This is a genomic window from Novosphingobium clariflavum (genome assembly GCF_026420865.1).
Lineage (GTDB): Bacteria > Pseudomonadota > Alphaproteobacteria > Sphingomonadales > Sphingomonadaceae > Novosphingobium > Novosphingobium clariflavum.
Window position 1 is genome coordinate 16,231 of record NZ_JAPCWC010000030.1, and the last position, 21,979, is coordinate 38,209.

Annotated in this window: 25 protein-coding genes; 10 read left to right on the forward strand and 15 right to left on the reverse strand. The window is 63.1% G+C overall.

From position 1 onward, the window contains the following. Nucleotide 1: 1 nt before the first annotated feature. From traF to OKA11_RS21245, 3 genes are read left to right on the forward strand one after another with little or no spacing between them, the layout of a single operon-like run. A complete protein-coding gene (traF, locus tag OKA11_RS21235) occupies nucleotides 2-907 on the forward strand; it encodes a conjugal transfer protein TraF (RefSeq protein ID WP_267224019.1) in 906 nt (301 codons plus the stop codon). Continuing rightward, nucleotides 907-2,349 (forward strand): conjugal transfer protein TraH, encoded by a 1,443-nt coding sequence (locus OKA11_RS21240; protein ID WP_267224021.1) that lies wholly within the window; start codon nucleotides 907-909, stop codon nucleotides 2,347-2,349. The genes traF and OKA11_RS21240 overlap by 1 nt, the downstream gene beginning before the upstream one ends. A 17-nt stretch (nucleotides 2,350-2,366) precedes the next feature. Beyond that, on the forward strand, nucleotides 2,367-5,630 hold the full coding sequence (locus tag OKA11_RS21245; protein WP_267224064.1) for a conjugal transfer protein TraG N-terminal domain-containing protein: 3,264 nt from the start codon (nucleotides 2,367-2,369) through the stop codon (nucleotides 5,628-5,630). On the opposite strand, the gene OKA11_RS21250 is transcribed toward OKA11_RS21245, so the two are convergent. Further along, nucleotides 5,611-5,862 carry a hypothetical protein gene (locus tag OKA11_RS21250; protein WP_267224023.1) on the reverse strand — a complete coding sequence of 84 codons (252 nt, stop codon included), beginning with the start codon at nucleotides 5,860-5,862 and terminating at the stop codon, nucleotides 5,611-5,613. The genes OKA11_RS21245 and OKA11_RS21250 overlap by 20 nt on opposite strands. A gap of 119 nt (nucleotides 5,863-5,981) precedes the next feature. Between OKA11_RS21250 and OKA11_RS21255 the strand changes: the two genes are divergently transcribed. The 5 genes from OKA11_RS21255 to OKA11_RS21275 all read left to right on the forward strand — a co-directional run bounded on the left by OKA11_RS21255 (nucleotide 5,982) and on the right by OKA11_RS21275 (nucleotide 8,272). Next, the gene (locus OKA11_RS21255) at nucleotides 5,982-6,344 is read left to right on the forward strand and encodes a hypothetical protein (RefSeq protein WP_267224025.1); all 363 of its coding nucleotides are present in this window, start codon (nucleotides 5,982-5,984) and stop codon (nucleotides 6,342-6,344) included. A gap of 26 nt (nucleotides 6,345-6,370) precedes the next feature. Further along, nucleotides 6,371-7,033: an SOS response-associated peptidase family protein gene (locus OKA11_RS21260; protein WP_257211437.1), complete on the forward strand. Its 663-nt coding sequence runs from the start codon at nucleotides 6,371-6,373 to the stop codon at nucleotides 7,031-7,033. Between the two features lie 45 nt (nucleotides 7,034-7,078). Continuing rightward, nucleotides 7,079-7,363, forward strand: coding sequence for an HU family DNA-binding protein (locus OKA11_RS21265; RefSeq protein ID WP_069338488.1), 285 nt, complete (start codon nucleotides 7,079-7,081; stop codon nucleotides 7,361-7,363). Nucleotides 7,364-7,366: 3 nt separating this feature from the next. Then, a complete protein-coding gene (locus OKA11_RS21270; protein WP_069338487.1) occupies nucleotides 7,367-7,588 on the forward strand; it encodes a hypothetical protein in 222 nt (73 codons plus the stop codon). Nucleotides 7,589-7,690: 102 nt separating this feature from the next. Then, a complete protein-coding gene (locus OKA11_RS21275; protein WP_267224030.1) occupies nucleotides 7,691-8,272 on the forward strand; it encodes an HdeD family acid-resistance protein in 582 nt (193 codons plus the stop codon). A gap of 24 nt (nucleotides 8,273-8,296) precedes the next feature. Here the strand turns inward: OKA11_RS21275 and OKA11_RS21280 are convergent, their stop codons facing one another. After that, the gene (locus OKA11_RS21280) at nucleotides 8,297-8,776 is read right to left on the reverse strand and encodes a hypothetical protein (RefSeq protein WP_267224032.1); all 480 of its coding nucleotides are present in this window, start codon (nucleotides 8,774-8,776) and stop codon (nucleotides 8,297-8,299) included. Between the two features lie 85 nt (nucleotides 8,777-8,861). Here OKA11_RS21280 and OKA11_RS21285 point away from each other — a divergent pair, with 85 nt between their 5' ends. Together OKA11_RS21285 and OKA11_RS21290 are read left to right on the forward strand one after the other, a co-directional pair. Further along, nucleotides 8,862-9,308 carry a LexA family protein gene (locus tag OKA11_RS21285; RefSeq protein ID WP_267224034.1) on the forward strand — a complete coding sequence of 149 codons (447 nt, stop codon included), beginning with the start codon at nucleotides 8,862-8,864 and terminating at the stop codon, nucleotides 9,306-9,308. 7 nt (nucleotides 9,309-9,315) lie between these two features. Then, nucleotides 9,316-10,575, forward strand: a complete 1,260-nt coding sequence (locus tag OKA11_RS21290) for a Y-family DNA polymerase (RefSeq protein WP_267224036.1) — start codon at nucleotides 9,316-9,318, stop codon at nucleotides 10,573-10,575. On the opposite strand, the gene OKA11_RS21295 is transcribed toward OKA11_RS21290, so the two are convergent. From OKA11_RS21295 to OKA11_RS21355, 13 genes are all read right to left on the reverse strand, one after another. Beyond that, a complete protein-coding gene (locus OKA11_RS21295; RefSeq protein ID WP_267224038.1) occupies nucleotides 10,523-10,966 on the reverse strand; it encodes a SpoIIAA family protein in 444 nt (147 codons plus the stop codon). The genes OKA11_RS21290 and OKA11_RS21295 overlap by 53 nt on opposite strands. A 163-nt stretch (nucleotides 10,967-11,129) precedes the next feature. Next, a complete protein-coding gene (locus tag OKA11_RS21300; protein ID WP_267224040.1) occupies nucleotides 11,130-11,642 on the reverse strand; it encodes a hypothetical protein in 513 nt (170 codons plus the stop codon). 5 nt (nucleotides 11,643-11,647) lie between these two features. Then, the gene (locus OKA11_RS21305; RefSeq protein WP_267224042.1) at nucleotides 11,648-12,160 is read right to left on the reverse strand and encodes a hypothetical protein; all 513 of its coding nucleotides are present in this window, start codon (nucleotides 12,158-12,160) and stop codon (nucleotides 11,648-11,650) included. Next, nucleotides 12,157-13,329, reverse strand: a complete 1,173-nt coding sequence (locus tag OKA11_RS21310; protein ID WP_267224044.1) for a nuclease-related domain-containing protein — start codon at nucleotides 13,327-13,329, stop codon at nucleotides 12,157-12,159. The genes OKA11_RS21305 and OKA11_RS21310 overlap by 4 nt, the downstream gene beginning before the upstream one ends. A gap of 12 nt (nucleotides 13,330-13,341) precedes the next feature. After that, nucleotides 13,342-14,166, reverse strand: a complete 825-nt coding sequence (locus tag OKA11_RS21315) for a CsgG/HfaB family protein (protein WP_267224046.1) — start codon at nucleotides 14,164-14,166, stop codon at nucleotides 13,342-13,344. Continuing rightward, nucleotides 14,159-14,554 (reverse strand): hypothetical protein, encoded by a 396-nt coding sequence (locus tag OKA11_RS21320; RefSeq protein WP_139150105.1) that lies wholly within the window; start codon nucleotides 14,552-14,554, stop codon nucleotides 14,159-14,161. Before OKA11_RS21320 ends, OKA11_RS21315 begins: the two co-directional genes overlap by 8 nt. After that, nucleotides 14,517-14,726, reverse strand: coding sequence for a hypothetical protein (locus OKA11_RS21325; RefSeq protein WP_069338476.1), 210 nt, complete (start codon nucleotides 14,724-14,726; stop codon nucleotides 14,517-14,519). The genes OKA11_RS21320 and OKA11_RS21325 overlap by 38 nt, the downstream gene beginning before the upstream one ends. After that, nucleotides 14,723-15,526, reverse strand: a complete 804-nt coding sequence (locus OKA11_RS21330; RefSeq protein ID WP_267224050.1) for a type IV secretion system DNA-binding domain-containing protein — start codon at nucleotides 15,524-15,526, stop codon at nucleotides 14,723-14,725. The genes OKA11_RS21325 and OKA11_RS21330 overlap by 4 nt, the downstream gene beginning before the upstream one ends. Continuing rightward, a complete protein-coding gene (locus OKA11_RS21335) occupies nucleotides 15,516-15,764 on the reverse strand; it encodes a hypothetical protein (protein WP_267224052.1) in 249 nt (82 codons plus the stop codon). The genes OKA11_RS21330 and OKA11_RS21335 overlap by 11 nt, the downstream gene beginning before the upstream one ends. Further along, nucleotides 15,761-16,222, reverse strand: coding sequence for a hypothetical protein (locus tag OKA11_RS21340; protein WP_267224054.1), 462 nt, complete (start codon nucleotides 16,220-16,222; stop codon nucleotides 15,761-15,763). The genes OKA11_RS21335 and OKA11_RS21340 overlap by 4 nt, the downstream gene beginning before the upstream one ends. Next, nucleotides 16,222-19,296 carry a MobF family relaxase gene (mobF, locus tag OKA11_RS21345; RefSeq protein ID WP_267224056.1) on the reverse strand — a complete coding sequence of 1,025 codons (3,075 nt, stop codon included), beginning with the start codon at nucleotides 19,294-19,296 and terminating at the stop codon, nucleotides 16,222-16,224. The genes OKA11_RS21340 and mobF overlap by 1 nt, the downstream gene beginning before the upstream one ends. Nucleotides 19,297-19,299: 3 nt before the next feature. Continuing rightward, nucleotides 19,300-21,768 (reverse strand): type IV secretion system DNA-binding domain-containing protein, encoded by a 2,469-nt coding sequence (locus tag OKA11_RS21350; RefSeq protein WP_267224059.1) that lies wholly within the window; start codon nucleotides 21,766-21,768, stop codon nucleotides 19,300-19,302. Further along, a partial coding sequence (locus OKA11_RS21355) for a hypothetical protein (protein WP_407673503.1) occupies nucleotides 21,755-21,979 on the reverse strand: 225 nt, incomplete at its 5' end. The genes OKA11_RS21355 and OKA11_RS21350, both read right to left, overlap by 14 nt.

Genomic DNA, 21,979 nt, shown 5'->3' on the forward strand with positions numbered 1-21,979 from the left:
TATGCGCAACGCCCTGACCCTTGCCCTCATCCTGTCGCTCGCCACAGGCGGCATCGCCCCTGTCGCGGGCGCAAGCGCGCAGGAACTGACGCCGCTGCTCGATTCTGTATCCTCAGCCCGCGAGAGCGAGGCGCCATCGTCGGCCGACCGGGAGCGCGACGAGGATCTTGGCGGGGCCGACCGGGTCGCGGCCCAGACAGGCGACGATTTCTACTGCCGCGAGCGCCGGCTCGGCACCTGGTTCTATTGCGACAAGCCCAAGCCCAAGCCGAGCGAGCAGCAGTCGGCGCAGCCCGCCCGCTCTTCGGCCGAACGGCTTGCGGCGATCGCCAAGGAACTGGAGGAATTGAAAGCGCGCGCGATCCTCGAACCGACGCCGGAGAATATCGCCCATTATATCGCGTTCCAGCGCGAGCAGCTCGACCGGGCGTCGTCCTTCGCCGACATGTGGCAGCGCACGATCTGGCAGAACCCCGACCTCGACTACACCCTCCAGCGTCCGGTCAACCAGTTGGGCAAGCGGACCTGGCTCGATACGCGCAACGCCGACCGCGAACGGGTGCTGTCGCAGATTTCGCAGCGCTACGGCGTCTTCTATTTCTATTCGTCGGCCTGCGCGGCGTGCGAGACCTTCGGCCCGATCATGCGCAGCATCTCGGATCGCTTCGGTCTCACCGTCATGGCGATCTCGCTCGATGGCGGTCCGACCCGCGCCTTCCCGAACTACACGGTCGATACCGGTCAGTACAAGGCGATGGGCATGCGCGGACAGCAGGTCCCCGCGCTCGTCCTCTTCGATACGGCCACCAAGCGACCGATGCCGATCGGCTACGGCGTGATGGCGGCCGACGAGGTGATGAACCGCATCTTCACGCTCACCAGCATCAAACCCGGGAGTGACTTCTGATGGTCAGGCAGATCCTTCGCCTCTGCGCGGCGATCCTCGCGCAGGCCAGTATGATCCTTGCAGTCGGGGGGCTCGTGGCGACGCCGGCGATGGCCGACGTCCAGGGCGAGATGAACAGCTATTTCAACCAATCGGGCGCGGCGGCGAACGTCACCGGCCCGACCGCTTTCCAGGGGCAGTCCGCGGGCTATTATTCGGGCGGATCGCTCTGGAGCCGCTTTCCGCAAAAGTCGATCAATCCGGTCAATGTCGCGCTGCCGAGCGCGCGGGGCGGGTGCGGCGGTATCGACCTCTTTGCCGGCTCCTTCTCGTTCATCAACGCCGACGAAATCGTCGCGATGCTCAAGGCGACCGCGAACAACGCGATCGGCTTTGCCTTCCAGCTCGCGATCGATTCCATCTCCGCGCAGATCGGCGGGGTCATGAAGGACATGAGCCAGCGCGTGCAGCAGCTCAACGCGTTCAACATGTCGAGTTGCGAAGCGGCGCAGCAGGCGATCGGCTCGATCTGGCCGGCGATGGACGGGGCTTCGTCCACCATCTGCCAGCAGGTCGGTGGGGCGAAGGGCTTCTTTTCCGATGCGGCCGCGGCGCGGCATGGCTGCACCAACAAGGGCGAGCGTGAATCGCCCCTCGCCAAGGCCGGCGACGACGGCGAACTGGTGCAGTCGAAGAATTACACCTGGTATGCGCTCAACGCCAAAAGCGCGACCAAGCCATCGCGAGAATATGCCGAATTCCTCATGACGATGGTCGGGACCATCATCTACGATGCGGCCAATACCAAGGACAGCATGGGGACGTTCCGGTTCATCGCGCCGGCGAGCTGGGACACCTATCAGGCGCTGCTCGACGGCACCGCTACGGCGCCGACCGATGTGTGGCGGTGCGACACCACCGACGACAAGGGGTGCCTCAAGCCCACGCCGACCAAATTGACGATCTCGACCAACGAGGCGCTGCGAACCCGCGTCCTCAAGGCGATGGACAGCATGTCGTCGAAGATCCGCTCGAACGCGCCCCTGTCGGGCGACGAGATTGCGCTGCTCGGGATCACCTCGATCCCGCTCTACAAGATCCTCGTCGTCAACGAGGCGGCGCATATGGGCCTGTCGGGCGGTGATCGCGCCACGCTCGCCGAGATGGTTTCGATCGACATGCTGATGTCGATGCTCGACCGCATGCTCGACACGATCTCGCAGGCGCAGGCAGGCGCGAAGTTCGTCTCCACCGATGAGTTCAAGGCGTGGCGCGCGCAGGTCGACACGGTCAAGACCGAGCTGTCGCGGCGCAACGAGAAGATGGCGGGCCAGATCTCCAACACTTACCGGGTAATTCAATATACCCAATTTATGGAATCGACCCTCAAGAACGCAATGAGCCCGCAGCTGTCCGCCTCGCTCCGCTTCGGACGTGGTCTGTCGGCGCAGGGCGTCCGCTAAAGGGAGGGAACGGCACGATGGGCGCGCTCGAAGTCTTCACGATCGGCGGCGGCGAATATATCGTCAACGTCTTCAACGCGGTCGCGGCGTGGACGGGGGGAGGGGGCTATCGCTCGCTTCTCCAGGTCGTGATGGTGATGGGGTTCATCTACTCGCTGTTCATCGTGGCCTTCTCGCTCGACTGGCGGGCCTGGTTCAACTGGTTCCTCCAGTCGACGCTCATCTACATGATGCTGATGGTGCCGACCGTGACCGTGAAGGTCACCGACCGCATCAATCCGACACTGGCGCCGGCGGTGGTCGACAATGTCCCGCTGGGCCTTGGCGTGATGGCATCGTTCACGAGCCAGGTCGGTGACTGGATGACGCGCACGGCCGAGACGGTGTTCGTCATGCCGAACGCGCTTTCGCTCTCGACCAACGGCATGATCTACGGTGCGCGGCTGATGGACAAGGCGCGGACCTTCCAGATCACCGACAGCGTGTTCCGGGCGAACCTCGACGAGCATCTCAAGCAATGCACCTTCTATGACGTGCTGCTGGGCTTCAAGTCGATGGACGATCTCACCCGGTCGACCAATGTCTGGGAGGCGATCGGACCGGGCAGCCCGGCGCGCAGCCAGCGCTGGATCGCCTCGACGGGACCGGGCACCACCGAAAATACGATCATTCCCTGCAACGAGGCCTATTCGCGACTGGACGGGCAGTGGCAGGCAGCGTTCGACAAGGATCTGATCCCCTTTGCCAGGAGCGCCTATCCCGGTCTCTCCGATGCGGTGGCGGCGCAGAAGATCCGCGACGACCTTCCCATCGTTGCCGCGCAGATGCACGGCACGCCGAGCGACGCCTATACCTATCTGCGACAGGTCTCGATGATCGACGCGTTCCTGGCCGCGCGCGAAAGCTTCTCGGACGCGGGATGGGATGCCTATGCCGCCCAGCGTGCCGATGCGCAGGCGAAGAACACCTATACCTCGATCGCGACGCAGGCGATGACCTGGGTGCCGTTGCTCGGGATCGTGCTGACCGTCGTCTTCTACGCGATGTTCCCGGTCCTCTTCCCGCTGTTCCTGTTCCCGCGAACGGGCATCCAGACCCTCAAGGGCTATGGAACGGGATTCTTCTACCTTGCCTCCTGGGGGCCGCTCTATGTCATCCTGCACATGTTCGTGATGAGCCGTGCGGCGGCGCTCTATCATGGCGTCTCGCCGACAGGGCCGACGCTGCTGGTCAGCGACGGCATGGCGAACGTCAACGAAAGCATATCGACGCTTGCCGGTTTCCTCATGATGAGCGTGCCGTTCATCGCCGGAGGCATGGCGCGCGGCGCGATGGCGATCGCGGGACATGCGACCTCGATGTTGCAGCCGGCGCAGAGCGCGGCCGAACAAGCGGCGACCGAGCGCACGACGGGCAATTATTCCTACGGGAATACCTCGTTCCAGAACCTGACCTCGGGCATGACCCAGTCGAACAAGTGGGACACCCAGCCCAAATATAATGACGGGTTCGCGGTCGGGTCGTACACCAATGCCGATGGCGGGATCACCTACGGTTTTGCCGACGGCAGCAACGCGTTCGACACCCGGCAGGGCATCTCGAACCTCTCCTTCACGCCGACGCGGACTTCCGGCTTCGACAGCCAGATGAGCCGCGCCCTGTCGGAAGGGCAGTCGCACACGCAGTCGCTGCGCAACTCGGCGTCGCAGTCCTGGAACGCGACCGCCACCACCGCCACCGATCTGCTCTCGGCAGCCGAACATCGCCGGGGCAGCTCCACTGAAACGGGGTCGGGGTTCAACAACAGCGTTGCGAAGATGACGGACGCGTCTCGCAGCTTGTCGAGCGGGTTGACGAGCAAGTTCGGCTTGAGTGAGTCGGATGCGCAGCAGGTATCGCGGGCAAGCCAGACTACTGGTGATGCCAATGCCGGACTTGAGGTTTTGGGCAAACTATGGGGAGTGCAAGGCCGAGCTGGACTGGGATTGCGCCTGCAATCGATAGCGTCTGAGACAACGAATAATATCTTAACGGCGGATAGTGCATACTCCGAATTAAAGGACTATTTGACCAAAGAAACCAACTCGACCCAGTCGCGCGCCGCGCGCGATGAGTTCATGCGCGAAACCAGCACGAGTGGCGATAGCGAGGTGCGCTCCCTTTCGCAGAAGCTTGGCGTCAGCGTTGGGGAATCGCGCTCGGCGTCGCTCGAGGCGACGCGAGCCGAAGAAACCTTCCAGCGTGTCAGCCACGACGTGCGCGAATCCGAGCAACGAGGCTGGTCGCTCAACCGTAATGAGAGCCAGGAATTTGTCGTGTATGCGCAGGAGCGTTTGCTGAACGATCCGACCCTGTCGCAATTCAATTGGACGCCGGGCATGGTCATGCCGCGCACGCGTGAGCAGGAGCAGGTCCGCGATATTCTTCTTGGCGAGTTTATGGAGCGCAAGGTGGCTTCGGTCCGTGAAGAACTGGGCGTGACTATTCCAAGTCGGCTCGACAACTCGCTGCACGGTCCCGCCTCCACCACATCGGGCGGGGTTCAGCAGTGGGGGGAACGCCGCGCCGCCAGCGTTCGAGCGCAAGGTCCCGAAGTGTCGATCAGGGAGAGTTCGCGCGATACCGGTCTTGCAGGGGAGGTGGCCGATGCCATTCCCAATGCGTCGGTCCGGATAACCCATGGCGCTTTCGAGATCGGCAACGGCGTCGATGAAGCGAAGGGCACGGCCGCGCAGATCGGGAAGCATGTCCAGGAACGCAACGATGCGTGGATCACCACGACATTACCCGGTGTCGAGAGTATTCGCGATACGGCCCGCGATAGGCTTGGCATCGGTCAAGGCACCAGCCACGTCTATGAATTGCCGCGCGGCGAGCGGGCTACGCTGCCGATCTCCGGGCGATTGACCTCGAACATGGGGGGCAGGGTGGATCCGGTAACCGGACAGCCCGGACACCATCACCGGGGCGTCGATATCGCGCAGCGCGCCGGAACCCCGATTCCTGCTCCGGCGTCAGGACGCGTGGTTAAGAACGATTTTCAGGCGAACGGCGCTGGCAATTACATCGTGCTAGAGCATGGCGATGGCTCGCAAAGCAAATATTTTCACATGCAGGATCGCTCGCGCTTTCCGGTCGGAAGCACGATCGAACAGGGTGAGATATTGGGGCGTGTGGGAAGTTCAGGGAAATCGACCGGCCCCCATCTCCACTATGAATTGTGGAAGGACGGGGCGCCGGTCGATCCCCGGCGTTTCCAGCTCAGGAATGGCCGGGGATGATGAAAAATCCGACGAACATAATTGCTACGATCGCTAGAAATAGAATTTTCGACCCTCGTTCACCTAAAGGTTCGGAGGCCGAAAATTCTCGGTCCTGACTTGGAACTCCAAGCAATTCCCGACCAACATGTGTCATGGGGTCATATAGATTTTGCGGATTAATATATCCGTTGGCGGGCGGGCCGATCTGATCGCGATCCCAGTCCATCTGGCCAGTATCATGGTTCAACATGGCTGCTCCTTTCCCGCCCGTCCGACCCGATGGTCGAATAACGCTTGCAAAGCGTATCACTTCGCGGTGGGATTAGCGAGCGACTTTCCGCATTTGTTCTCCGTGGCAGGAGAAGGCGCATGCAGGGTGAAGCTGGTCCTGAAGATGCCCGCACGATCGCGATGTACGAGCGGCTGCTCGACAGGCATCTGAAATTCTACGACGCCCTTCGCTTGCGGGAGCGCCGGCCCAAGAGTGCGGCCCAGCGTCAGTTTCAGGATGTGGCCTGGGGGAAGGCGGAGCCGGTTTCGGATCATGAGCGCGCCTATGTCTGGTATCTCAAGGTGCGAAAGATCGCACCGTTCAATCGTCCCGCGCCAGCGCCGCACATCGATGACGTGATGGCAGGCTATGATGTGGGGGCCAGGCCCGTCGCGGGTGAGGTCGGCACGAAATGGGATAATGCGTGGCGGGAATATCGGGGCGGTCGCGAGTTCTGGTGACGTAGATGGGCTGAAGGAGAGGAACGATCTGCAATCGCTATCGACTGAGCGCCCGGCAGACGGCAGTGATGCAGGCATGCGGATATGAGGCGTTCGAGGAAAACCCGGTCATCTCGATCCCGCTCGAAATCTTTCCTACCGGCAAGAAGACGCCCAGGCACGGGCTTGTCATCCGGCGGTCGCCGGCAGGCAATCGGCCGCTTGAGCCGGTCGCGATGGAATGGGGCTTCCCGACCAAGGTTGCCAGCAAGCGCGATCCGGCGATCAAACTCGACAAATATGTGACCAACGCGCGCAACCTCGCGTCCTCGATGTGGAAGCCATCGATCTCCAATCCCGAGCGTCGCTGCCTGGTCCCGTTCACGCATTTTGCCGAACCGCATCCCGAAGGCGGGAAGGGGGACGATGGCAAACCGCGGCAGATGTGGTTTTCGTTGCCCGATCATCCGATCGCGTTCTTCGCCGGGATCTGGCGGCCGACCGAGCGGGGCGAGGCCTATGCCTTTTGCACCACAGCGCCCAATGCGATTGTCGCCCCCTGGCATCCCAAGGCAATGCCGGTCATCCTTCACCGCGCCGACCTGAGCCAGTGGCTCGATGGCTCGGCCGACGACGCGCTCGCCCTTGTTCGACCCTATGACGGGAAAATGCTCGAACAGGTTGCGACGCCGGACAATGGTGAGGCATAAACCAGGCCCAACCCGATACTTCAACCATAGGCACAGGATTACATCATGCCCGTTTCGACCTCGGATCTTGCCGAGCAACTCTCCAGCGTTCACGATCTTTCAAAGGCTGACGCCAAGAAAATTGTCGAGGCTGTCTTCGCGGATATTACCGATGCTGTCGCTAAGGGCGATGAAGTCAGCATCAACGGGTTCGGCAAGTTCAAAGTGAAGGATTCGCCCGAGCGTCAGGGCCGCAATCCCGCGACCGGCGAGGCGATCACGATCGCTGCATCGCGCAAGATCAGCTTCGCGCCTGCCAAGCAGGTCCGCGATCGTTTGAACGGCGGTTGAGCGATGACGCAGCCCCGGCATGGAAGTGACGAAAGCATTGCCGGGTCTGCGGACGACGCTGGCGCTGCCGCAACGCTCGACGCGGACAACGCGAATGCCGTGCGCACAATGGTCGCCAACCTTTCCGACGAAGACGTCGTGCGCATCTACGAGATGACTGGCGGCGCGGGGCTTGTTGCCGATCTGGCGGCAACGCAGATGGAGAAGCGCAACCTCGATTACTGAGCGCGGCTGCTCGGAAGTCGCTTCGACCTCGCGCCTCCAGGCCCGTTACGGGGAGAAACTCTTCGCCGATTTGGGAATTGTGCGGAAAAAGGGAGACGCATCATGGCAAGCAACACTGCATGGGATCAAAGGTCGGAAGCGCGTTCAGGGTCGGCCTGGGGCTGGATTCTGGCTTATGCCATTCTCGTGATTCTGATCGGATTTGTCGCGCTTGCCAATCCGATCGCCACCGGGTTGACGACGGGCGTTCTCCTGGGCGTGTTTCTGATCGGTTACGGTGTCCTCGCGATTGTCTCCGGTGTTTCGTCGTTGTCCGATCGGGGACGCTGGACCGAAGTGCTGCTGGGCGTCCTGGGTGTCGTGACGGGCGGAATTATCCTGTTCAATCCCTTTGCCGGCGCGATCTCCCTGGTCTGGGCGTTAGGTTTCTGGCTGCTTGTTTCGGGCATATTTCAGGTCGCGAGCGCAATCCGGGGCGCTTACGATCGCGGATGGCGTCTTGCGCTGGGCGTCCTCGATATCGTTCTGGGCGGATATCTGCTGTTCGCTGGTCCCGCGACCAGCCTCGTCATGCTCGCGACGATCGTCGGGATCAGCTTCATTTTTCGCGGCGTATTTCTCGCCTTTGTCGCTTTTGGCCTGCGCAAACTGGCTCAACCCAACAGAGCTAATACCCGCACCTAAGCTATTGATTTAACATAAGATATATTATCGTATCGATATCGAAATGATCTTGTGTTGCTGTTTTAGCTGGAGTTTGTGGCGGGCGGCAACCGGATCGTCATAGAGGTCGCGCAGCGCTCGGAAGCGAAAGGCATTCCACCAGCGCTGCCAGCGGTGTTCCTCGGCGTCGTGGAGGATGTGGCACCGCTGGCAGAGCGCGGCGAGATTGGCGGGGCGGCAGTTGCCAGGGTCATGATCGAGGTGCGCGCAGGCGAGAACGACATAGGTCGTTCGCACCAGGTCGAGCGAGAAGCCGGCGGCAACCTTGACCTTCCTGCCGCGCCCGGAGCGCCAGGCGCGTGCCTCGACGTCCCACCAGCGGCCGTCACCCAGATGCGCGACACGCCGCTTGTGCGGTCGGCCGCACTGTTCGCAGCGTCCCCCTGCCCGCCCGAAACGGATATGATCCGAGATTTGCGGCCAGTCGATCGGGTAAAGCCAGCGGTTTTCGGGACGGATCGGCATCGATGACTCTATGAGTCATCGCGCAAAAGAACAAAAGGGGAAAAATGCGTTCCCCTGATGTTCCTTTGCGGATTATCATGCCCGCATGTCGACCTGCGTGATTCCCCTCTCCCGTCCCATTCCGATCGCCCACATACCCACTGACCTGTGTCTCAAGATCGTCAGCGCGGCAGGAGCCGGCTTCCCTTCGCCCGCGCAGGATTGGGAGGAAACGGCGGTCAATCTGGTCGAGTTGCTGCGCCTCGATCGCGCCGCCAGTTTCGTGTTCCGGGTCAGCGGACATTCCATGCTCGACGCGGGCATCCATGACGACGATGTCGTCGTCGTCGACCGGGACGTGACCCCGTCCAACGGACGGATCGTCATCGCCGTGGTCGATGGCGGGTTCGTCATCAGGCAGCTGGTATGGCGCGAAGGAAAGCCGACGCTGGAGGCACGCAACGCGCGCATGCGATACGAGCCGGTCGTCGCGGATGAAGCCGTCGAGATCTGGGGCGTCGTGCGCGCCACTGTCCGCAACCTGCAAGGCTAGACAGGCGATGTGGGGGATAGCGGACGTCCAGAATTTTTATTGCTCGTCGGAGCGGGTCTTCGATCCCTCGCTCCGGGGCAAGCCTCTCATCGTGCTGTCGAACGGCGACGGATGTGCGATCGCCCGCTCGGAGGAAGCCAAGGCGCTTCACATCAAGATGGGCGCGCCGCTCTTCAAGATCCGGGACATCGTGCGCGAGCACGGTGTCCAGTGCCGATCGAGTTCATACGAGCTTTACGCGGACATGAACCGGAGGTTCAACCAGGTGCTCGCCGATCACAGCGACACCATCGAGATCTACAGCATAGACGAATCCTTCTTCCGCCTGCCGGTGCTGGCGAACGGACTGGGCGACGTCGAGAGCGCGCATCGCATCATCGCGGACGTGAAGCGGGCGACAGGCTTGCCGATCCGGATCGGCCTTGGACCGACGCGGACCCTGAGCAAGGTCGCCAATGCGTTGGCGAAGGCGTCAGAGAAGGTCTGGCGCGGGGTGGTCGACCTGCACGATGTCGAACTGCGCCAGCGCATGTTCGCACAATGGCCGGTCGAGGAAGTCTGGGGCATCGCGCGCGCGATGACACAACGCCTGCGACCGCTGGGCGTGCGCACCACGGCCGATCTTGCAGCTCTTCCGCCCGAGGTCGCGCGCGATGTGGGGACCGTCGTGCTCGAGCGCCTCGTGCGTGAGTTGAACGGGGTGGAATGCACCGATTTCGAGCCTGAACCGCCGGCATCCAAGGCAACCGCTGTGACGCGGTGTTTCGGGGAGCCGGTGAGCGACGTGGACGCACTGCGCGAAGCGATGGTCCGGCGCGCCGTTCGCGCGGCCGAGAAAATCCGCAATCAGGGTCTGGCTGCGACGAGGCTGATCGCGTTTGCGCATGGCAGCCGGTTCAAACCGAACGCGCCGTCGTCGTCGCGCGTCGGTCGATTGTCGCCGGCAACCAACGATCCTCGCGTCATCGCCGGCATGGCCGCGCGCATGGCCGAAGCGATGTTCGAGACGGGCCGGGTCTATACCAAGTGCGGGGTGATGCTGGAGGGATTGGAAAGGATGGCGGCGCATCAGGCCGACCTGTTTGCAAAGCCCGACCCGCGCTCCCCTTCCCTTCTGTCCGCGATCGACGGGCTCAACGGTCGCTTCGGCCGCAATACCATGCGCCTTGCATCCGAGGGGTTCGGGACCAAGTCCTACGATACGAAGCGAGCGTTCAAAAGCCCGTCATGGACGACGCGGATCGATCAGGTGCCGATCGCGCGGTGATAATGTCAGCGCGCCCCGTTCCCGCATGTGCAGTGCCTGTTCGATCGGCGGAGAACAGCCAGGTCTTCGCGGCTTCGTCGTTGTCGAACAACTTGCCATTCTCACCGATCAGCCTCTTTGCCTGAAGGCGCTGAAGGGAAGAATCCGATCCGACCACCGCGATGCGTTTGGCCAACCTGCCATAAAGCGGAATGAACCGAGCGATCTCCTCGGCGATCGTTCGATCCTGAACCGGAAATCCGTTCGCATTGACCAGGATATGGCCTTCGCCGGGCGTTGCTCCGCCGGCTATAGCGCGCTGCAATACCAGTCCAGCCTCGTCGTGGAACCGAGCTAGGACTTCCCGTGTCCAGAACCCCCGCAATTCGACGTACAGAAAGCGGCGTGCCATATCGTGATCCAGTCGAAACATAAGACATATCCCCTTTCTTCAAAAAGGCTGAGCGGTCGCAACGACCTCTCCACCCTTTGAATATGCTTTTTACAAGTAAACCGATCATTACGGCGCTGCGCGGCTGCGACGATCTGCGCGAATGCTCATGCCCGCCGGGCAGTCATTCCATGACGAGGACCGTGGCCTGTCTGTCTGGCACCGGGGTCGGTCTCGTTGTCCCTGGCGCAGGCGGTCGCGCGGAACCGATGGACACATGGTGCCAATTTTCAGACAGACGTTTCCAATCCAGCGCGGCCGCGATCGGACGATAGCTGGCGGGATGGACGTCATCGGCGGTCGGCACCGCGCTCAACTGGATGACGGTGTCGCCAAAGCTGCGGGCAACTGCTGCAACGATGCGGGAAGCGCGTGCATGGTAGGGCGCCAGCCATGTCACGCGAAACGCCGTCGTGCGGCTGCGCAGCGTCGTGAGATTGCGGGCGAGCGCTGGATTCCCAGGGTCGTTCGATCCGAGCGCGATTAGAGCGAGCGGCGCTGGCGATCGCGACCGGGGCATGCGGGCTATCTCGGCCGACGGCGCACCGACGCGGGCATGGACCTCGCAGCGGATACCCTGGGCCGCCAGCGCGGATGCGGTGCCGATCGCGGTGCTGTCACCCAGGATAAGGCACATCGGTATCATCGATGGACCATGTGAGCAGTTGGATGCGGCGCAGCGCCCGGTGGTGCCGGGTGCATTTCACCGAACAGCATGAGCCCGATCACGGCGACCGCGCAGCCTGCAAGACCGAACGCGACGCGCAGCACGCCCACCGTCTTTGCAGCACGTCCGCGCCTGATTTTCAGGAACAGCCGTCCGATGCCCGTGCGACAGGCAAGCCAGCCATCGGCTATGTCGATCGCCCCGAGGGCGGCGATCGGCAGCGCGACCGCGAAGACGAGCCATGCCGGCGGTGCATCGAGCAGGATGGCCGTGCCCACCCCCAGTATGAGTGCGAGTGCGGCACCGGCGTGAATTACGGCCGCAAGCGGCGCGATCCTCCACGTCCGACTCTGGAAAAGCAGCCGGAAAAGCACCAGCGGTCGCCGGCAGGTCTCGCAACGGTGGATGCGGTGACCGGGCTCCCATGGCATCATCGCACGATGGCAGTAGGGACAGGGTGTAAGTCCGAAGCCGGCCATCATGTTCATGACGTCTGGACCGTCTGGATCGCCGCGGGAAGAGAAGCACGAACATCGTCGGCAACCTCCATTTCACAGATCCAGTTGGAGTATAGCGGGTTCCACATAGCTCTCCCTTTGCACAGGGAAGACAGCGCCTCCCTGCCGATGTCGTCGTCCTTCGCCGCGCGAAACGCGATCCGGCCGTCCGGGAGTGTGCGCTCGAAGATCCCGGCACAGACCTCGACTGCCGCACCGGCCTTACGGCGAACGCGTATCTGGGGCTCCGGCGTATCGCCGGACGGTTCTTCCATCGAAGCTGTTTCCTGTTCTGCCTCGCCCTGTTCTTCGATCTGCGGGGGCGGCGCGGACATCGTATCGGGCATGATCGATGGCGCAGACTGGGTCACAGGTTCCTGCTCGGGGATCGTCTCTACTGCGGGAGTATCCCGGGCGGGCGCGCCCGTCGGCTGCGGGTCAGGACTGCCGGGATCGATCCCGAGCCGGATATAGATATCGTCCTCGGGTTGGTGATCGGCGACCAGCTGTCGGGCAATGCCGAGCATGTGCTGCCCCGATATGCCTGACGAGAAGAGGCGAGAGAGGGGCGTACTCCCGCCAAAGCCCATCCAGGCCGCCACGACATTGTCGGATTTGTAGATGGGGACATCGCCGGGGATCGTCTTGCGGTTGAGGCTGCCGTCGGGAGGGATGACGACAAAGACTCCGATCTTCTCGAACGCCTTGGTATGTCCCCTTACCTTGAACCAGGCTTCAAGCACCGCGCGCTGTCGGCGCACCTGCGCAACCGGATTGGGAATGTCGGTTGGAAGCCGCTGGCCATTGTACCAGACGTGCCATTCGTCCTCGCTGTTTTTCGATATGCGGCCTGCATAATTCTTGGATTCGAAAATCGCAGCCGTTCGCGAGACGCGCGAGAGCAGGATATGATCGAACTGCGCAAAACCACCCAGACCGTCGGGTAGGCGCAGGTCATGGATGACGACATGGCGATCGTTGTCGCGCGCCCCAAACTCTCGGTCGAGTATATGGGCCGTATCCTTCTCGCCGAACAGGCCGGAGCGATGGGTCTGGATCGCTTTCCTCGTTGCCGCCGGCAGGATGGCGAACTCCGGCGATTTCATCACTTCGCTGGCAAAAGCATATTCCGCTGCGCGGGTCGACTTCTTAGCGATCATCGCATTTCCTGGTCATTGCGGTCTGGAGGGAAGCGGCTGCGTCGTCGGCGTGGACGGTGCGGCCGCAGGCGGCTTCGCAGGCACGAGCCTTGGCTCAAGGCGCGGCCGTGCGTCCCCGATGAGCTTTCTGAAGGCATCGAGGGTCGCAAGCGTGGTGATCTTGCCGATGTCGGTCGAGGCATAGCTGCCGCCCAGAGCGCCTACACCAAGCCCGAGCAGGACACCCCCACCGATCACACCGACGTCTTTCTTGCGCGCCGAGCCGCTGGCGACCGCCTCCTGGATGCCGGTGTTGACATCGACCAGGGTCATGAGGACCTGGCTTTCGAGCGTTTTGGATTTGAGGCCGACTGCACCGCCGAAGACACCCCCGATGCCGCCACCGGACTCGCGGGACTTGGCATCGGAATAGACCACCTTAACCTCGATCAGATAATCAGCCTTGGTAACTGGGCGAGTGGCAGCGGTCGCGCCGGCGATCGCCCGCTCCCGCTCGAGCGCGCTGAAAGCCTCCCCGCGATCGGCAACGCGGAAGCAGTTCGAACGTGCGATCATGAGCTTGACCAGAGGAAGGGCATCGACGCGGGCGGTCGATCCCCCATTCTGCATTTCCGCCATGCGCATCAGTGCCTGCAATTGCGGGGAAAGGGCGTCGGCGGGGTCTGTCGCTTTCGTTTCTACGAGCGCTGCGACGCCGAGCGGCACCGGGCATTGGGGCAGCTGCGTCGTCTCGTCGACGCCCGTCCCGCCCTGGCCGAGCTTTTGCGCGAAGGCGATGGAAGGGGTGACGGCCGCAAGCGCGGCCGTCACGGCGAACAGGCAGACGCGCTCAAGCACCGGCCTTATCCTTTTTGGCGTGGGCCAAGGGATCGCAGATCCCCGCGCGCTCTTCCTGCGTCACGACTTTCCTGGCCGCTTCGTCGCAATCCTTACAATCGGGGCAGTCGGCGCAATCCTTGCACTTGCCCTTATGATGGCGATGCCTGGCATAATGTGCCTTCTTCGCCGCAATCTGCGTCGCAGCGTCGTCTCCGGCCCGCTCTCCGACATAGGCCGACATGGCGACGAGGATGGGCGTTGCCGATTGCGCGCTCGCTGCTGCGGGCATGGCGGCCGAGAGAGCGGCAAGGCTCAGCGCGGCGATAATTTTCAGTTTCATGATACTGTTCTCCAGTTCTGGCCGATTGTCAGAAGAAGCCGTTGCGTCGGCCGTCGCGACGGTCATCGTGGCGGGTATCGCCATCGCCGAGGGCCGAGCGCCGGACCTCGAGCTCCACCCCATCCCCCTTGCGGCGGATGCGGACATCCTGCGGGGCGAGGTTGTTGCGCTTCGCCCAGCGGTCGGCGTCGGCGTCCGAGCCGAACTCGCCCATTTCCTCAAATTCCCAGTTGCTCATGTCGATGCTCCTGACTGATCGCCTCGCCGGCGCGCGGAGCCGGTCGGGGCGTGACGATGTGCGGGGTTCCGCGCATGATCGGGGTGGCAGTCAGTTGACCGCGCTTCGTCGTCGCTGCGATGCGTCGAAAATCCCGACAGCATTGCATGGTCGCGTAGCGCCGCCTCGATCGCGCTGATTTCGTAAGAGGGACGCCCGGGATCGCGACGCACGAAGAGAATGACGGTCGAAGGCCCGGCCAGCCACCGGGCGATCGACACGGGAGCGATGCCTGGCGTGCGGTCTGCGATGCCGGCAATGCCGGTCATCACGGTTGCGCGCACGGTCTCCCCCCAGCGCAGTGCCTGCGGACACGACGGATCGTGACCTGCGACCTCGGCGATCGCGCTGGCGGGCAGCGCATGGATCAGGCGGCGGACCCCTGAGAGCGTCTCTGCCGGCTCATTGCCGATATGGGCGATTGCGCGCAGCAGGACGTAGCGCGCGGCATAGGTGAAGGCTGTGCCGCGCACGTTTTCGACCGGCAAGAACGCTTCGATCGCGGAGGATCTGGCATAGTCGCTCGGATGATCGGCAAAAAAGTCCCAGTTGCCGAGCGCCGGATCGATCAGGACATCGCGGGTCTGGTCGGCAAGCGCGGTGAACGCGTCGCCATCGCCCAGGATGGCGAGGCGGTCGCCCGTGCCGTTTCGGACCGTGCGAAGCCGGTCGGCCGAAGCTGTCTGGACGGTCGCGATCGTCAACAGCGGGCGCGCGGGTTCGCATTCTCTCTGGAAGGAGAGCGGGTAATCAGCGCGCATGGACCCCGCCTCCCCTGTCTTGCATCGCCCTTGAGCGAAGGAAGCGGCCGAGCGGCATGAGGACGGCGTAGGTAAGGCCGAAGATCGCGGCCATCGCCAGGGTTTCGCCGCCCCAGTCGAGAGCGTCCTCATGCTTCGCCTGCTGGATGCACTGGGTCATGGTGTTGGTGTCGAGGTTGCAGGGATGCCAGTGTTTGCTGGCGATGACCTGTTCGAAGGACAGCGGGGCGGTGGTCATGGTCTTGATTCCTTTCGGTGGGGGGCGGCGTCGTGAAACCGGCTGCGCTGCGGCGGCAGATAGCGTTCGAGAAGGCGCTCGATTTCGGGATCGCCGAAGGGATCGTCGTCGAGGCCGGTGTAGGAATTGAGCGACGACAGGCCGGTGTCGAACGCGAGCGGAAGATGGTGGCATCGAGGCAGGTCGAGGTCGGTCTCGAAGGGGCCGGGTTCCCGTCGAGGCAGAGGCATCTCGATCGTGATGGCCCGCGAAGAGGCCGACCTTACCGAAGGATGGTTGCCGACCTGCCCTGCTGAACGCCCGCGGGGTGCCGTGGAAGCGCGTCGCTGTACCCGAGGTGCGGGAGCGGCTTTGGACACATATACGCGCGGCTGCGGGGCCTGATAGCGGGCAGACAGACCGATCCACCACATCCCGAGGGCGACAAGGGCAAGAACAGAAATGAGGATGAGCGCCATCACAGTTCCAGTCCGATGTCTTTTTCAGGGAAGGGCAGTTCGATCGCAGGGGCTTCGACCCCGACACGCAACGATGCGGCCGAGAGGCTCGGATCGTTCTTGAAGTCCCGTTTGCCCGTTTCTGACTGCTCCGAGCCGCCCGGGCCTTTCTCGCCGTCGAGCTTCTCGGGCGCGCGATCGAGGTCCGGCGGAAGCGAGGGGTTGAACGGCTCGTTCGACGTTGCTGCGGGTTGCGCGCCGGCGACGCCCCGCGCCGGATCGACCGAAAGTTCGCCCACGGTCTCGAGCGCCGATGTCTTGTTGCCTTCGTTGCGCTCGATGGCCTGTGTCAGCTTTTCGCGATCGTCGGTGAACAGCTGGATATCGTCGCGGACGCGGGTCACGGTCACGTTGAACAGGCGCTGGTTGGAAAGGTTGGATTCCTTGTGGCTCATCACCGCGATCGCGGTGTCGGTCGTGATGCCCTGCGCCGCGTGCATGTTGAGCGCATAGGCAAGGCTGATCCGCTCCATCATCGGATCGCCTGCCTTGAGATCGTGGATCGTGCCGTCGCTCGCCTCGACGCGGATGCCCGCCTTGTCGGCCGAGATGACGCGGGCGATGTCGTTGTTGTTGAGGCCACGATCGCGATCGTTTTTCGTCCAGCGGATCTTGTCGCCTTCGTGCAGCCGGATCTGCTCGCGCTGCGCGAGCTGCATCGCATCGCTTTTGTCGAGGGGCGATATGCGCTGCGGGTCGAAGCTGCGCACACGCGAGCCGATCCGCACCTGGACGCGTCCCTTGTCGTCGACGCCAATGACATCGTAGGTGCCCGGTCCAAGGCCGAGGTCCCTGACGGCTTTCGGGATGTCCAGCACCTGGCCAGGCTTGTAGCTGTGAGCGTAGCGCAGTTCCTCGCGGGTGATGTTGATCTTGTCGAGGACGCCGACCGCGACGCCCTCGCCCTTGATCGCCCCTTCGGCGGCAAGCCCGTCCTGGATGCGCACATTGAGTTCGGCGCGCGCGACCCGGCCCGACGAGAACATGGCCGTCGTCTCGCGCTGTTCGGGCGTAAGGCCAAGCCAATGCTCTGCGGCCGCCTTCACATGCTCGGGGTTGGCCGTGACCTTGTCGCCCAGTACCGCCATCGCCTCGCGCACCTGACCGAGGTTGGTAAGCGCAGCGACCGTGCGCAGCTGGTCGGTGCGCTGGCGCAGGTTTTCGTCCATCCGCGCCAGCGTGATCCCGCCGGCCTGTGCGATCGCGAAGGCCTTGCCGGCATCGACCGCGGTAATCTGCTGGCGGTCGCCGATCATCAGGAAGCGATCGACGCCGAGCGCATTGGCGATGCCGACGAGGTGCTTCATCTGGTCGGAGCCGACCATCGAGGCTTCGTCGAGGATGATCGTCGTGCCGGCGAGCGCGTCACGCGCGCCGTCATAGCCTGCGCCCTTCCCTGCGAGCGCATGGCGCGCATAGCTGTGAACGAAGGAGGAGACGGTGCGGCTCTCGATGCCGGTTTCGGCGCCGAGCCGGTCGGCGGTGGCTTTCATGAGCGCCAGGCCGACGACCTTGCCGCCTTCCTGCTCGACATTGCGCGCGACGCTCGCAAGCATGGTCGACTTGCCCGCGCCCGACACGCCCTGCACGGCAACGATCCGGTCGCGCGAGATGAGCGCCATGGTGGCGGCGGCCATCTGCCCCTCGTTAAGCTGCTTGTCGCCCGAGGCGGCATTGATGCGGTCGATCACCACATCGGCAGGGACGATTACGCGCCCGTCGCCTTTCCCGCGCTCGATCTCGGCAAGGATACCGCGCTCGGTCGCCAGCGCCTCGGGCGTCGTGACATGGGTCACGAAATCATCGATCCGGTCCGACTTGCCGGGGATCAGCTGCTCATTGCGGATCAGTTCAGAGACGCGGGCATCGATATGACTGGCGGTGACGCCCTTGAGACCGAGATCGAGCGCAGTTCGGGCGACGGCGGATACTTCGAACGCCGCTTCACGCTGGGCGTGGATACGGATCGCGGATGCAACAGCATGCTGTGCGCGTATCTCGACGGGCGAAAGACGTAGCCGCTCGATACCTCTGGATACGAGCGGATCGCCGGGGCGGAACATCTCTCCGAGTGTCTCGCGAATAGTCTCGATCACCGCACCGACCCGCTCCATCGTGCCAAGCCGGGTATCCGGCCTGTCAAGACCGGCACGATCCCGGGCGGCATCGACCAGCGCCTTTCCGTCGAACCCGAGCGCGGTTGCCCGATCACGCCATTCCGCGCGCAAGGCATCGCGGTCCTCGACATTCAATTTTGCGTCGCGGGTATTGGTCGTGATCCGGTCGATTGCCTTGGGATTGGTGATCCCCAGTTCAGCCGCCTTGGCCGCTATCTCGGTGCGGCGCTGACTAAAGGCTTCGATGACGGCTTTGGGCACGCCATTGATCTCGAACTGGCCGTGCTTGCCGGTGATGCTGGTTTCATAGCCGATCTTTGCCAGCTCGGCGCGGAACTGGGCATGATAGGCCGCGCCGATGGTGGTGTTGTTCTTCCACAGCTGGCCATTGTGCAGCGCCTGCCAGGCCCCGTTTGCCATCTTCGTCATGTTCGCGACGAGGACGTGGATATGTCCCTGCGGATCGAGCGCGCGGCTCGTGTCGTGCTGGAACATGGCATAGACCAGATTGCCGGTTCGCACAGCGTCGCCATGCCTGGAATGCTCGTAGGTCCGCCCTTCGGCAAAGGTCTTCTCGACCCATCCCATGGTCGCACGAACGGCGTTCATATGCGCGGCGAGAACGCGGGCGTCACCGGCGACATAGGCCATGACGCTGGCCGACTTGGGCATCGAGAAAGTCAGGTCTACACCGGACTGGCGGTTCTGGACCTGCCCGACCTTTTCCCCGTCGGGCATTTCGCCGTTGAGGATCTTCTCGAAGTCCTCCTTGGTGACCTCGCCCGACAGACCGAGCGCTGCCGCACCCTCCCCGCCCCACGCGGTCGCCTCGGAGGCATGTTCGGCGGTGTAATAGTCGTCCTTGGCGAAATAGTTCGCCGCGCCCGAGGCCGATTTGACGGAAGCGACCGAGAGCATCGGTTACATTTCCGGGTCCATGTCATCGTCGATCTCGGGCGAGTGGTCATGCCCGTGATGACGATGATGATGATCCTCGGTGCGATCGGTTGCGAACCCGTCTCGCAGTTCGCGCGTCGACTGGTCCTCGTGCCGGTCGCCATCGATGCGATTTCCAACGCCATTAGCCCGCGACCGTTCGGCGTCGAGGCGGGCGCTGGTCGCATTGGGATCGGTTGTCTGCTGCGGACCGGAATTGACGAGGCGGAGGCCGACTACGGCTTTGCGCAGATGGTTGGTATCGACCGGGGTCGCACTGGCGGTTGCATCAGGCTTCGATGGTGCATCGGACGCCCTGGTCGCGATTTGATCCACCACGACCGGCGGTGCGGCGATCACCTCCATCGCCGCTGCCGCCTTTTCCGCTTCGCTCCGGGCATGACCAGCTTCAGGCTGCGTCTTCTGTGGCTCTTCTTCCTCGCGCTCTTCCACGCCTCCCACGGGCCGTGTGGGCGTATGCTCACGCCCACCTTCACCCCCCTCATCCGCGCTTTCGTTCCGGCGTCGCCGGTCCTGCGGCGAGACGTATTCGGTCGGCTTGAAGTCCTTCCGGGGAACGGCACCCGGGGCGATCTCGGGATAGGAGCGTATCTTCAATTCGATCCGCGAGGCGGGAAAGCCGTCGGGGAATTTGACGAAGCCGTGCAGCGAGGGGAGATTGTTGATGTCGTCGGGCAGGACGAGCGGTTCGATCGCGGTGCGCGGCGTCAGCGTCGAGGCATCGCGGGTATTGTTATAGCCGTAGCTGTAGGCCTCATCCATCTGACGCACTTCGCGATTGCCGATGAACTCGGAGCATTTCTCGGCGGTCGTGCGGTCGGCGGTGGCGAGGATCAGCTTGGTGCGCGCAAGGCCCGTCAGCGCGGTCGCGTTCTGGAGCCCATAGGTGGCGACCAGTTTGTCGAACGAGTGGATGCCAAGGACGAATGCACCGCCGAAATTGCGGGCGGACTGGAGGCCGTGTTCGATGCCCGGTAGCGCATGGAGCGCGTGGACCTCGTCGAAGAGATACCAGGTCCGCAGATCGCGTGTCTTGGGCAGGCGCATGAGGTTGTTGACGGCGAGGTCGATCCACAGCGTGAAGAGCCCGCGGGTCATCTCCAGATCGTTGTACGAGCCGGTGATGAACATGATCGACCCGTCGCGATTGTCGGTCGCGATCCAGTCGCGGATCGAGAAGGCCGGAGGCCCGCCCTTGACCGGGTCCGGCATGAAGCGGAGCGCCTGTCCGTTGACGTTGAGGACGGAGCGAATGGACTCTGCCATGCGCGCCGCCTTTTCGGTGGTTAGCGGGGCAGCGACGGTGTCTTCCAGCTTGGCGTGGATCTTCTTGAGGTCGGCCTGCATCAGGTGGTGGGCGATGGCGGCGTTGTTGCCTTCGCCATCTTCCTGAAGCTTCAGGCACATCTCGATAAAGAGCATGCGCGCGGCGTTCTGCCAGAAGGGTTCCTTGTCCTCGGGATGGGAGGGAATGAGCGCGGCGGCGGCCGACACGAAATCAGCATAGTTGCGGCATTCATCGAACAGCGTCCACGGTGCGCAGCGCTCGTCCATGGGGTTGAGGATGACGTCGGTTTCGGGATCGTAGAAGCTTTCGACGAAGGCGCCGGTAAGGTCGAAGATGACGGCGCGGTGGCCGCGCGCACGGATCTGCGAGACGTGACTGCGCAACTGCGTCGTCTTGCCGGTGCCGGTGGTGCCGATGAGCATCGTATGGCTCTGTTCGAGCCGCCATGGATAGGGGATGCCGGCGATGCGGTAGGGCACATGGATGCCCTGGTCGACGCGATCGATGACCGGCGCCCTGGCGACGCGTGCGGGATCGAATGGCGGGTCGTGCTCGGCGCATTCCTTGCGGAAGTTTTTGGCGTTGTGGGCGCGCACGGCATTGAGGAGAACATCGTGCTCGACGAGCATCGCGCCGCGATTGTGGCGCTCCTGGAGCATGTCGCGCCCGCGCTTGTTGGCCCACATGATGAACCACATGATGAGCGGCGCGGCGATGAAGAGGGACATGACCAGCGTGGTCAGGAAGATTTTGACGGTCTTCGCCCAAGCGTGAACGACATGGGGTTCGTAGGGGACGTAACCGATCGGAACCTTGGTGACGATGCCGCTGGGAAGGGTGAGGTTGATGAGGTGGAACTTGTCCGCGCCGACCCATGTCCAGACGGCGGAATAGAGCTTCATGAGGTCGAGCTGGAACTCATGCTCGGCAAGCCCCAGCCAGACGAAAATGTTGAAGAGGACGATGAAGGTTCCGAGCCAGATCCAGATGGGCACCTGGATGCCGGCCCAGGTCATTTTGTACTGGCTGGCGAGCAGCTGAGATCCGCGCGTGAAGTTGCCCGAATTGCGGGTGATCCGCCCGCGTGCGGAGTGATGTTTGACGGTCGCGGCCTGGCCGTTGAATCGGATGTCACCGTTGCGCATGGTGGGCCTCCACGCGCTCCTGGGCGATGTCGATGATCTTGTCCGCGAAGTCGGGATGTTCGCGGGTGACGATCAGGTCCATCGAAGCCGATAGTTGCTCCAGGATGAGCAGCACACGGCTGATGTTGAACGAGTGACTGGCAGTTGCGAGAGGGATGCCGAAAATCAGAGCGAGCCGAATAATTTCGGAGCGTGAAATGCCCCGCTCTAA

Coding starts and splice junctions, on each gene's coding strand:
- traF (WP_267224019.1), top strand. CDS start 2: ATGCGCAACGCCCTGACCCTTGCCCTCATCCTGTCGCTCGCCACAGGC.
- OKA11_RS21240 (WP_267224021.1), top strand. CDS start 907: ATGGTCAGGCAGATCCTTCGCCTCTGCGCGGCGATCCTCGCGCAGGCC.
- OKA11_RS21245 (WP_267224064.1), top strand. CDS start 2,367: ATGGGCGCGCTCGAAGTCTTCACGATCGGCGGCGGCGAATATATCGTC.
- OKA11_RS21250 (WP_267224023.1), bottom strand. CDS start 5,862: ATGTTGAACCATGATACTGGCCAGATGGACTGGGATCGCGATCAGATC.
- OKA11_RS21255 (WP_267224025.1), top strand. CDS start 5,982: ATGCAGGGTGAAGCTGGTCCTGAAGATGCCCGCACGATCGCGATGTAC.
- OKA11_RS21265 (WP_069338488.1), top strand. CDS start 7,079: ATGCCCGTTTCGACCTCGGATCTTGCCGAGCAACTCTCCAGCGTTCAC.
- OKA11_RS21270 (WP_069338487.1), top strand. CDS start 7,367: ATGACGCAGCCCCGGCATGGAAGTGACGAAAGCATTGCCGGGTCTGCG.
- OKA11_RS21275 (WP_267224030.1), top strand. CDS start 7,691: ATGGCAAGCAACACTGCATGGGATCAAAGGTCGGAAGCGCGTTCAGGG.
- OKA11_RS21280 (WP_267224032.1), bottom strand. CDS start 8,776: ATGCCGATCCGTCCCGAAAACCGCTGGCTTTACCCGATCGACTGGCCG.
- OKA11_RS21285 (WP_267224034.1), top strand. CDS start 8,862: ATGTCGACCTGCGTGATTCCCCTCTCCCGTCCCATTCCGATCGCCCAC.
- OKA11_RS21290 (WP_267224036.1), top strand. CDS start 9,316: ATGTGGGGGATAGCGGACGTCCAGAATTTTTATTGCTCGTCGGAGCGG.
- OKA11_RS21295 (WP_267224038.1), bottom strand. CDS start 10,966: ATGGCACGCCGCTTTCTGTACGTCGAATTGCGGGGGTTCTGGACACGG.
- OKA11_RS21300 (WP_267224040.1), bottom strand. CDS start 11,642: ATGTGCCTTATCCTGGGTGACAGCACCGCGATCGGCACCGCATCCGCG.
- OKA11_RS21305 (WP_267224042.1), bottom strand. CDS start 12,160: ATGAACATGATGGCCGGCTTCGGACTTACACCCTGTCCCTACTGCCAT.
- OKA11_RS21310 (WP_267224044.1), bottom strand. CDS start 13,329: ATGATCGCTAAGAAGTCGACCCGCGCAGCGGAATATGCTTTTGCCAGC.
- OKA11_RS21320 (WP_139150105.1), bottom strand. CDS start 14,554: ATGACCGTCGCGACGGCCGACGCAACGGCTTCTTCTGACAATCGGCCA.
- OKA11_RS21325 (WP_069338476.1), bottom strand. CDS start 14,726: ATGAGCAACTGGGAATTTGAGGAAATGGGCGAGTTCGGCTCGGACGCC.
- OKA11_RS21330 (WP_267224050.1), bottom strand. CDS start 15,526: ATGCGCGCTGATTACCCGCTCTCCTTCCAGAGAGAATGCGAACCCGCG.
- OKA11_RS21335 (WP_267224052.1), bottom strand. CDS start 15,764: ATGACCACCGCCCCGCTGTCCTTCGAACAGGTCATCGCCAGCAAACAC.
- OKA11_RS21340 (WP_267224054.1), bottom strand. CDS start 16,222: ATGGCGCTCATCCTCATTTCTGTTCTTGCCCTTGTCGCCCTCGGGATG.
- mobF (WP_267224056.1), bottom strand. CDS start 19,296: ATGCTCTCGGTCGCTTCCGTCAAATCGGCCTCGGGCGCGGCGAACTAT.
- OKA11_RS21350 (WP_267224059.1), bottom strand. CDS start 21,768: ATGCGCAACGGTGACATCCGATTCAACGGCCAGGCCGCGACCGTCAAA.